This is a genomic window from Burkholderia sp. E168m23 (genome assembly GCF_016586125.1).
Classification (GTDB): domain Bacteria; phylum Pseudomonadota; class Gammaproteobacteria; order Burkholderiales; family Burkholderiaceae; genus Burkholderia; species Burkholderia orbicola.
Genome location: NZ_BCPP01000231.1, coordinates 1 through 7,977, shown reverse-complemented (window position 1 = coordinate 7,977; position 7,977 = coordinate 1). Strand labels below are relative to the sequence as shown.

Sequence of the window (7,977 nt, the reverse complement as noted above, 5' to 3'; positions counted from 1 at the left end):
ATCGGCACCATCACGAACATGAACTTGATCAGCAGCCAGCTGACGCTCGCGACACCGCGGTCGAAGCTCGTCTCGATACGCTTGTGGCTCACGACGTTGCGCGCGAGCGAGCCGAAGTACGTGTCTTCGCCGGTCGCGACGACGACGGCCGTCGCCGTGCCGCTGACGACGTTGGTGCCCATGAAGCAGACGTTCTCGAGATCGAGCAGCGATGCCGGTGCGCCGTTGGCCGCGCCGGCCGCGTGCGTGCCCGCGGATTTGCCGGCCACCGCGCCGAGCGTGTCGTACTTCTCGACGGGCAGCGCCTCGCCGGTCAGCACGGCCTGGCTGATGAACAGGTCGCGCGACGCGAGCAGCCGCACGTCGGCGGGGATCATGTCGCCGGCGGAAAGATGCACGATGTCGCCGGTCACGACTTCGCGCATCGGCACCTCGCGGCGCGTCGGTTCCGACGTGTCGGTCATGGCGCGCTGCACGGTCGCGGTCGTGCGGACCATCGCCTTGAGCTTCTCGGCCGCGCGCAGCGACCGGAATTCCTGCACGAAGCGCAGCAGCGCGCTGATCGTGACCATCGTCAGCAGGATCGTCATGCCGACGTAGTCGCGATCGTCGGGCGCCGCGAAGTAGACGTCGGTGAAGAAGCTGATGGCGGCCAGCACCAGCAGCACGTAGACGAACGGGTTGTGGAACGACAGCAGCAACTGGCGGGTCCAGTGCGGCGGCTTGTCGTGCGCGATTTCGTTCGGGCCGTCGTGCTGCAGGCGGCCGGCGGCCTGGTCGTAGGTGAGGCCGCGCGTGCTGGTGTGCAGCGACTTCAGCGTGTCTTCGAGCGGGCGGGCCGCTTCCTGTGCGGCGCGCATGATGCGCGGGTCGTTCTGCTGGCCGGCGCCGGCCTTGATGAAGCCGCGCTGTTTCTTGTGCGAGGTGTTGTGTCGTGTCGTCATGAGTCGCTCCTTGCGCACGAGGCGGCGGGCGGGGAGCGGCCGTGACGTCATCGACGCACGAACGCTCCCCGCCGCGTCGCGTCAGGCGCGATCGGCTGTGGATCGGTAAAGGCGGGAACGCTCGCCGGCGCGCAGGATGCGCACGGCGTGTCGATGCGCAGCGTCGCACCGGCGAGCGGTAATCGACTACTGTCGTCTGAGTTCATCTGCACTCCTGTCGGTTGCGGAGAATCGGCGCGGGCGATCGGCAACGGCGCGCGCAACGAGGCGCGCGGCCGGACGGCACGCGAACGGAGAGCGCACGCGGCTGGCGCCGCGCGCAACACGAACGCACACGCGCGACGGCGCGTCGCGTGCATTCGACAACATCGAAAATTCGGCGGGAGATCTGGCCCGTGGTCAGGCCGGAAGGGCGCCGCATCCTGCTTCCCGGGATGCGGCAGAAGACGAGGCTCTGCGCGTTTTCCTCAGGCAGCAGTCAAGTTGGCCAGGCACCAACTACAACTCGCATCGGTGTTCACAGAACACTCCATGTAACTAGACGGGGGCGATGGTAATGGCTCGCTGTGCGAAGCGTCAACCCTTTTGTCAGGCGTTATTTCGAGATGCGTGATCGAGTCGGCGCGCGTGTGCAGTCGCACTCGATAGCCCGTCATGAAACAGCCGCGCGCCTGCGATGTCGGCAGGCGCGCGGCCGCGTCGAACGAGGTGCCGGTTACTGGTTCGCGGTCGCGACGGCGGCCCCCGCATCGAGGATGCCCGAGCCTGCCGGCAGCGCGGTGCACGACGTGCCGGCGGCCAGCTTCGCCGCGCGCGTGCCGCCTTGCAGCTTCTGCAGGATCTGCGCGGGTGTGAGGTTGCCGTTCACCGACAGCATCAGCGCGGCGACGCCCGTCACCTGCGGCGCTGCGAGGCTGGTGCCGTTCGCGGGGCCATAGGTGTCCGAGCCCGGCGTCGTCGTGCCGGTGTTCGACGTCGACAGGACGTTGACGCCCGGTGCGCTCAGCGCGACATCGGCGCCGAAATTGCTGAACGATGCGCGGCGGCCCGTCGCGTCGGTCGCGCCGACGGTGATCACGCCGCGGCAGTTCGCGGGCTGGTCGAGCCCGGTCGACAGGCCGTCGTTGCCGGCCGCGACGACCACGGTCACGCCTTTCGCGGTCACGTCGTCGATCGCCTGCTGGAACGTCGTGCTGCATGCGCCGACCCCGCCGAGGCTCAGGTTGATGATCTTCGCGGGGTTCGGATTGTTCGGCACGCCGTTGACGGGAATGCCGGCTGCCCAGCGCATGCCGTCGGCGATGTCGCTCGTCACGCCGCCGCACTTGCCGAGCACGCGCACCGGCAGGATCCGGCTGAGCCACGAGACGCCGGCGACGCCGGTGCCGTTGTTGGCGGTCGCGCCGATCACGCCCATCACGCGCGTGCCGTGCCAGCTGCTGTTGCTCGGCTGGCTGGCGCAGTGATAGTACGGGCCGTTGGCGTTGTCGAGTTCCTGCTGCGTGACCCAGTCGCCCGGATCGGTGGCGTCCGGGCCGCGCGTCAGGCCGTTGTTGCTGGTGTTGACGTTGCTGATGAAGCTGTAGCCTTGCTGGATCAGATTGCCGACGAGGTCGCCGTGTGGCCGGTAGCCGGTGTCGAGCACGGCCGTGACGACGGTCGGCGACCCCTTGGTCACGTTCCATGCGGGCGGCAGGTCGATGCCGGCGGCCGGGTCGGACAGGTACCACTGCTGGTTGTAGAGCGGGTCGCTCGGCGTGTCGCGGATCTGCATCGGGTGATCCGGTTCCGCGTAGTCGACATCGCTGTCAGCCGCGAACGCCTGCGCGAGCGCGGCGGCATCGGTGGCGTCCATGCGCTGGCCGAGCGACAGCACGGCCGCGCCGTTCGAGATCGTGCGCTCGACCTGCACGTTCACCGGCGTTTGCGCGACCGTGCTCGCGTACGCGCGTGCGCTGCCGGTCACCGGCGCCGTCCAGCGCGTCATCGCGCGCTGGATCACCGCGTCGAGTCGCGAGCCGCTGTCGATGGCCGCCATCGCGCGCGTGGCCGCCAGCGTTTTCAGCTTGACGATGAGGTGATCGACCGGCGGCTCGGCCGGCGCGGTCTGCGCGGCCATCTGCACGGCGGCCTGCTGCGACGTGCACGCATTGCCGCCGGACGACGCGGGCGGGGTGGTCGGCGCGGGCGTGGGAGCCGGCGTCGGAGCGGGTGTCGGTGCGGGCGATGCGTTGGACGAAGACGGGTTGCTGCCGTCGCCGCCGCCTCCGCCGCAACCGGCGAGGGGCAGGAGGGCGGCGGCGGACAGCATGCCGGCGAGCATGCGCGCATGTGCGGGGCGCGCCAGCGCGAAATTGAAACGTTTGGCTCTCATGTTGAAACTTGATCCTCGTAGATAACCGTCGTGCCGGCGGTGGCGCCGATCCGGCTGAGCCGGACCTTGTGTTTTTGTCTGACGGTTGCAGCGGGTTGCTGCGACGCGCCATGCACTGGGTAACGGCGTGCGCGGCGGCTTCTTGAGTGCGTTTCGCGAGAAAAACAGGGGGTGCCGCAAACGATTCCGTTGGTGCGTCGCAGCATGAACGCGCGTTTGGAACGACCGGCACAGATGGCACGGCCGAGGCCGTGCGCGGCGCGGTCGGGCGAACCGCGTGGCGCGGCCCGGTTTGCGCGGCACGGAAAACATCTTTCAGGATCGAGCTCGGGCGGAAGGTTGCTTACGCTTGCCCTGATGTGACGCGAATATTGTCGGGCGTAGGATCGCGATTCGATCAACGTTTCGTCAGGAGACATGCATGGATCGCCGTTTCCGTTGTCTCGCCGTCGCGCTGGCCTGTGCGCTGGCCGGCGCCGCGCACGCGCAGGCCCTTACCGGTACGCTGAAGAAGATCAAGGACACGGGTGTCGTGTCGCTGGGCATTCGCGAGTCGTCGGTGCCTTTCTCGTATTCGGACAACCAGCAGAAGAACATCGGCTACTCGCGGGACATCGCGTCGCGCGTCATCGACCAGTTGAAGACGGAGCTGAACCTGCCGAACCTCGCGGTGAAGGAAATCCCGATCACGTCGCAGAACCGCATTCCGCTGTTGCAGAACGGGACGATCGACTTCGAATGCGGCTCGACGACGAATACGCTCGAACGGCAAAGGCAGGCCGCGTTCTCGAACAGCATTTTTCTCTACGGCATCCGTTTCAGCACGCGCAAGGATTCGGGCGTGAAGGACTTCGCGGACCTGGCCGGCAAGACGGTCGCGACGACGGCCGGCACGTCGGACGAGCGCCTGCTGCGCAAGCTCAACGAAGAGAAGGCGATGAACATGACGATCATCAGCGCGAAGGATCACGCCGAAGCGTTCATGAACGTCACGACCGGGCGCGCGGTGGCGTTCGTGATGGACGAGCCGCTGCTGTACGGCGAGATCGCGAAGGACCGCAATCCGGGTGCGTACACGGTCGCGGGCACGCCGCTCGTTCACGAAAACTATGCGTGCATGATGCGCAGGGACGATCCGGCGTTCAAGCGCGTCGTCGACGGCGTGATCGCGAAGATGCAGACCTCGGGTGCGGCCGAGAAGCTGTACGACCAGTGGTTCATGCGGCCGATTCCACCGAAGGGCGTGAGCCTCAACTATCCGCTGTCGGCGGAGATGAAGCAGCTGTTCAAGAATCCGACGGATCAGGCGCAGTACTGAGCACCGCGTCGTGGCGATATCGTGCCACCCATGAAAAACCGCCGGCACATGCCGGCGGTTTCGCTTTGCGGCCCCGCTCGCTCGTGCGTCGAGCGTGCGCGTCAGGCCTTGATTTCAGGCCCGCGCGCGGCCGGCCGTGCCGGCGCCGCCGGGGCGGGAGCGGGCGCCATCGAACGCGCCGAAGGTTGCACCGGCACGATCACGACGACCGGTTCCGGCATGGCCCACGGCGCCATCGCGAATCCGACGGGCTGCGGCATCGGCATCGCGAATGCGTTGGCGAGCGCGATGTGCTGGAGCGCCATCATCTGCTGCTGCATCGCGACCATCTGGGCCTGCGCCGCCTGCATCCGGTACTGTGCAACCTGCATTTGCCGTAACGCTGCCGCGGGCGGCAGGCCGCCCGACGACGTCTGCATCTCGAAGCTCGCGCCGCCTTGCGGGCTGTGCCAGCTCCACGTGCTGACCTTCATCGGGCCGACGGCCGTCTGGACGACGCGCGTTTCGGCTTTCACGGGCACGGCCTGCCCGTCGACATTGACGAACATCGGTTGGGCGACGGCCGGCGCGCCGGCCTGCCCGGCCAGGGCGAACACGGGCGCCAGCATCAGCGCGCCCGCCGCCATATACGAACGGAATCGCATCTTCGTATCTCCATCAAACGAGACTGATCGAATCAACAATGACGTGTGGCTCACGGAGTGAGCCATCCGAGACGATGCGGCCGTTGGCTTAAATCAGCATTAAAACCGCCGCCGGCGGGCCCGATCGGCGCATGTCGGAACGGGCCGCCATCGGCATTCAACCTCGCCCGTGCCAGGGGCATCCTGTCGCCCGGTGCAACAACAGGCACAATACGGAATTCGCCACCACCGCACGCATGTTCGACATCCGAACATTGACGGTGCGGCACTGCTGCCGGACCTCCTTCCCCAGTCGTCATGAACGCCACGCTCACTCCCGCGCGCGAGTCGAATTCGCCGCGCTTCCTGCTGTTCCTGATCTGCCTGTTCGCATCCGCCGGCCAGCTCGCGATCGACATCTACGTGCCCGCGCTGCCCGACATGGCACGTTCGTTCGCGACCACGCCGCAGGCGATCCAGTCGAGCGTGTCCGGCTACATGGCGGCCTACGCACTGGGCCAGCTGATCTTCGGGCCGATCGCCGACGCATATGGCCGCAAGCGCGTGCTCGCGTTCGGGCTCGTGATCTACACGATCGGCTGCCTGCTGTCGCTCGGCGCACCGAACCTCGAGACGTTCGTGCTGGCGCGCTGCCTGCAGGGCTTCGGAATCGCGACCACCAACCTGCTGGCGAAGGCGATCATCACCGATTCGTTCTCCGGCCAGGCGTTGATGCACGCGTTCACGTACATGTCGATCGCGTGGGGGCTGGCGCCGATCATCGCGCCGGTGATCGGTGCGCACCTGCAGGAATGGTTCGGCTGGCGCGCGTGCCTGGTGTTCCTGCTGGTCTACTCGCTGGCGATGTGGGCGCTGCTGTGGCGCTACCGCGAAACCTTGCCGAAGCCGGTGCATCTCGAGCCGCGCACGCTGATGGCGAACGCGGGCAAGGTGCTGGCCAGCCCGGTGTTCCAGAGCTGCTTTCTCGCACAGGGGCTGTGCTACAGCATCCTGCTGGTGTTCAACATCGTCGGACCGTTCATGGTGCAGACCACGCTGCACAAGCCGCCGACCTTCTTCGGTTATCTCGCGCTCGGCATCGGCCTCATGTATTTCCTCGGCGGCCTGTCGAACCGGATTCACGGCCGCGGGCTGCCGAGCGCCGAGCAACGGCTGCGGATCGGCGCGCGCGTGATGGCGGGCGCGTCGGTCGCGATGCTGGTGCTGGCGCTGACCGTCGGCCTGCGCGTGTGGACGCTCGCGACGCCGGTGCTCGTGATGGGTTTCTGCGCGGGCGCGATGTACCCGACGCTGATGGCCAAGGGCAATTCGCTGTTTCCGCATATCGCCGGCCTGACGAGCGCGATCCTCGGCTGTGCGCTGCTGCTCGTGTCGTCCGCCATGATGGGCCTCGCCGGCTTCGTGTCGATTCACGTGCTGACGCCGCTGGCGGTGTTCTTCGTCGCGTTGTCGTTCATCGTCGTGTGGATGGTGACGAAGCTGCTGCGGTATCTGTCGCGGCAGCAGGCGGCGCCGGTGGTGTGCGGGAGCGGGGAGGCGGCGTAAGCCGCCTGCCGACCGACTCATGAACCGGATTCTGCTGAAGCGCGTCGCCCGCTCCGACGCCGCCGACCTGATCGACGCCAACCGCGCGAGCCGGAGCCATCATCTGCCGTGGGTCGATTCGTTCATCGACCAGGCCGGCTTCGATCAATGGTTCGCCCGCTGCCTGACGGGCCCGAACGTGGGATTCATCGCGCGCGAGCGGGCATCGGGCGCGGTGGTCGGCGTGGTGAATCTCAACGAGATCGTCGGCGGGGTGTTTCAGAGCGCTTATCTTGCGTACTACGGAATGGCGGAGTTCAGCCGCAAGGGGCTGATGACGGACGCGTTGCGGGCGGCGATCGACGTCGCGTTCGGCGAACTCGGGCTGCACCGGCTCGAAGCGAATATCCAACCCGGCAATCATGCGTCGATCGCGCTGGTTCGGCGGCTCGGTTTCAGGCAAGAGGGATTCTCGCCGCGCTATCTGCGCATCGGCGGCGAATGGCGCGACCACGAGCGCTGGGCGCTGCTGGCCGACGACGCGCGCGAAGGCGGCGCCTGACGGTCGTTTCCCGTCCCGTCTCGCGGCGCTTACAGCGGATGCGCGGCGCCTGCCTGCTGCAACAGCGACACGGCAACCGGGTCCGGCAGTCCGTTCGAATCGATCGCCCCAGCCTTGGCCAGCGCAACGAGATCGCCGTCGACGCCCGGTTGCCCGACCACGAACGAGGTGGTCAGGAATGCCGGCGCGGCGAGCGTGACCGCATAGCGCTGCTGCAGGTTCGTGACCACGGCCGATTGCGCGGCCTGCACGGTGTCCGGGCTGTTCATGGCCCGCTGATGGCGCAGGCTGCCCTGGAAATTGCCGATCAGCCCGGCCGTGTTCGTCCCGAGTTGCGCCGCGAGATAGACGAGCATCAGCTCGGTCTCGGGCGTCGTGTTGAAGGTGCCGCCCGCATAGGCGAGCGAATGCAGGCTCGCGCCGCCCGACGCCACGGTGATGACGCACGGCAGCGCCGCGTTGAGCGTGACACGGTAGTTGCCGCCACCGTCCGTCAGCGTCGTTGCCGAGCCAACCGCGCAATTGACCACCACCTGCGCGCTCGCGAGCGCGTCGCCCGTCGCGGCCGTGCCCGATAGCGAGACGGTTTGCGTGTTGTCGTTGAAGCACAC

8 protein-coding genes are annotated in these 7,977 nt (G+C 67.4%); 3 read left to right on the top strand and 5 right to left on the bottom strand.

Going from position 1 to position 7,977, the window contains the following annotated elements:
• The 3 genes from JMF90_RS14215 to JMF90_RS14205 form a co-directional block, all read right to left on the bottom strand.
• Positions 1-944: cation-transporting P-type ATPase (locus JMF90_RS14215; protein ID WP_268905951.1), on the bottom strand; the 944-nt coding region annotated here is incomplete at its 3' end.
• 715 nt (positions 945-1,659) lie between these two features.
• On the bottom strand, positions 1,660-3,318 hold the full coding sequence (locus JMF90_RS14210) for a S8 family peptidase (protein WP_011547553.1): 1,659 nt from the start codon (positions 3,316-3,318) through the stop codon (positions 1,660-1,662).
• The gene (locus JMF90_RS14205) at positions 3,315-3,737 is read right to left on the bottom strand and encodes a hypothetical protein (protein ID WP_166488160.1); all 423 of its coding nucleotides are present in this window, start codon (positions 3,735-3,737) and stop codon (positions 3,315-3,317) included. The genes JMF90_RS14210 and JMF90_RS14205 overlap by 4 nt, the downstream gene beginning before the upstream one ends.
• Positions 3,738-3,739: 2 nt before the next feature.
• On the opposite strand from JMF90_RS14205, the gene JMF90_RS14200 reads away from it, so the two are divergent.
• Positions 3,740-4,636, top strand: a complete 897-nt coding sequence (locus JMF90_RS14200; protein ID WP_011547554.1) for a glutamate/aspartate ABC transporter substrate-binding protein — start codon at positions 3,740-3,742, stop codon at positions 4,634-4,636.
• A gap of 101 nt (positions 4,637-4,737) precedes the next feature.
• On the opposite strand, the gene JMF90_RS14195 is transcribed toward JMF90_RS14200, so the two are convergent.
• Positions 4,738-5,280 carry a hypothetical protein gene (locus tag JMF90_RS14195; RefSeq protein ID WP_011547555.1) on the bottom strand — a complete coding sequence of 181 codons (543 nt, stop codon included), beginning with the start codon at positions 5,278-5,280 and terminating at the stop codon, positions 4,738-4,740.
• Positions 5,281-5,577: 297 nt separating this feature from the next.
• Here JMF90_RS14195 and JMF90_RS14190 point away from each other — a divergent pair, with 297 nt between their 5' ends.
• Both JMF90_RS14190 and JMF90_RS14185 read left to right on the top strand, forming a co-directional pair.
• The gene (locus tag JMF90_RS14190; protein WP_006478871.1) at positions 5,578-6,825 is read left to right on the top strand and encodes a multidrug effflux MFS transporter; all 1,248 of its coding nucleotides are present in this window, start codon (positions 5,578-5,580) and stop codon (positions 6,823-6,825) included.
• Between the two features lie 19 nt (positions 6,826-6,844).
• Positions 6,845-7,366 carry a GNAT family N-acetyltransferase gene (locus JMF90_RS14185; RefSeq protein ID WP_011547556.1) on the top strand — a complete coding sequence of 174 codons (522 nt, stop codon included), beginning with the start codon at positions 6,845-6,847 and terminating at the stop codon, positions 7,364-7,366.
• Between the two features lie 29 nt (positions 7,367-7,395).
• Here JMF90_RS14185 and JMF90_RS14180 read toward each other — a convergent pair.
• The coding region (locus tag JMF90_RS14180) for a hypothetical protein (protein ID WP_201325179.1) at positions 7,396-7,977 on the bottom strand (582 nt) is incomplete at its 5' end.

What these genes read in the sequence shown, in the direction of transcription:
- JMF90_RS14210 (WP_011547553.1), bottom strand. Translation starts at nt 3,318, where the DNA reads ATGAGAGCCAAACGTTTCAATTTCGCGCTGGCGCGCCCCGCACATGCG.
- JMF90_RS14205 (WP_166488160.1), bottom strand. Translation starts at nt 3,737, where the DNA reads ATGTCTCCTGACGAAACGTTGATCGAATCGCGATCCTACGCCCGACAA.
- JMF90_RS14200 (WP_011547554.1), top strand. Translation starts at nt 3,740, where the DNA reads ATGGATCGCCGTTTCCGTTGTCTCGCCGTCGCGCTGGCCTGTGCGCTG.
- JMF90_RS14195 (WP_011547555.1), bottom strand. Translation starts at nt 5,280, where the DNA reads ATGCGATTCCGTTCGTATATGGCGGCGGGCGCGCTGATGCTGGCGCCC.
- JMF90_RS14190 (WP_006478871.1), top strand. Translation starts at nt 5,578, where the DNA reads ATGAACGCCACGCTCACTCCCGCGCGCGAGTCGAATTCGCCGCGCTTC.
- JMF90_RS14185 (WP_011547556.1), top strand. Translation starts at nt 6,845, where the DNA reads ATGAACCGGATTCTGCTGAAGCGCGTCGCCCGCTCCGACGCCGCCGAC.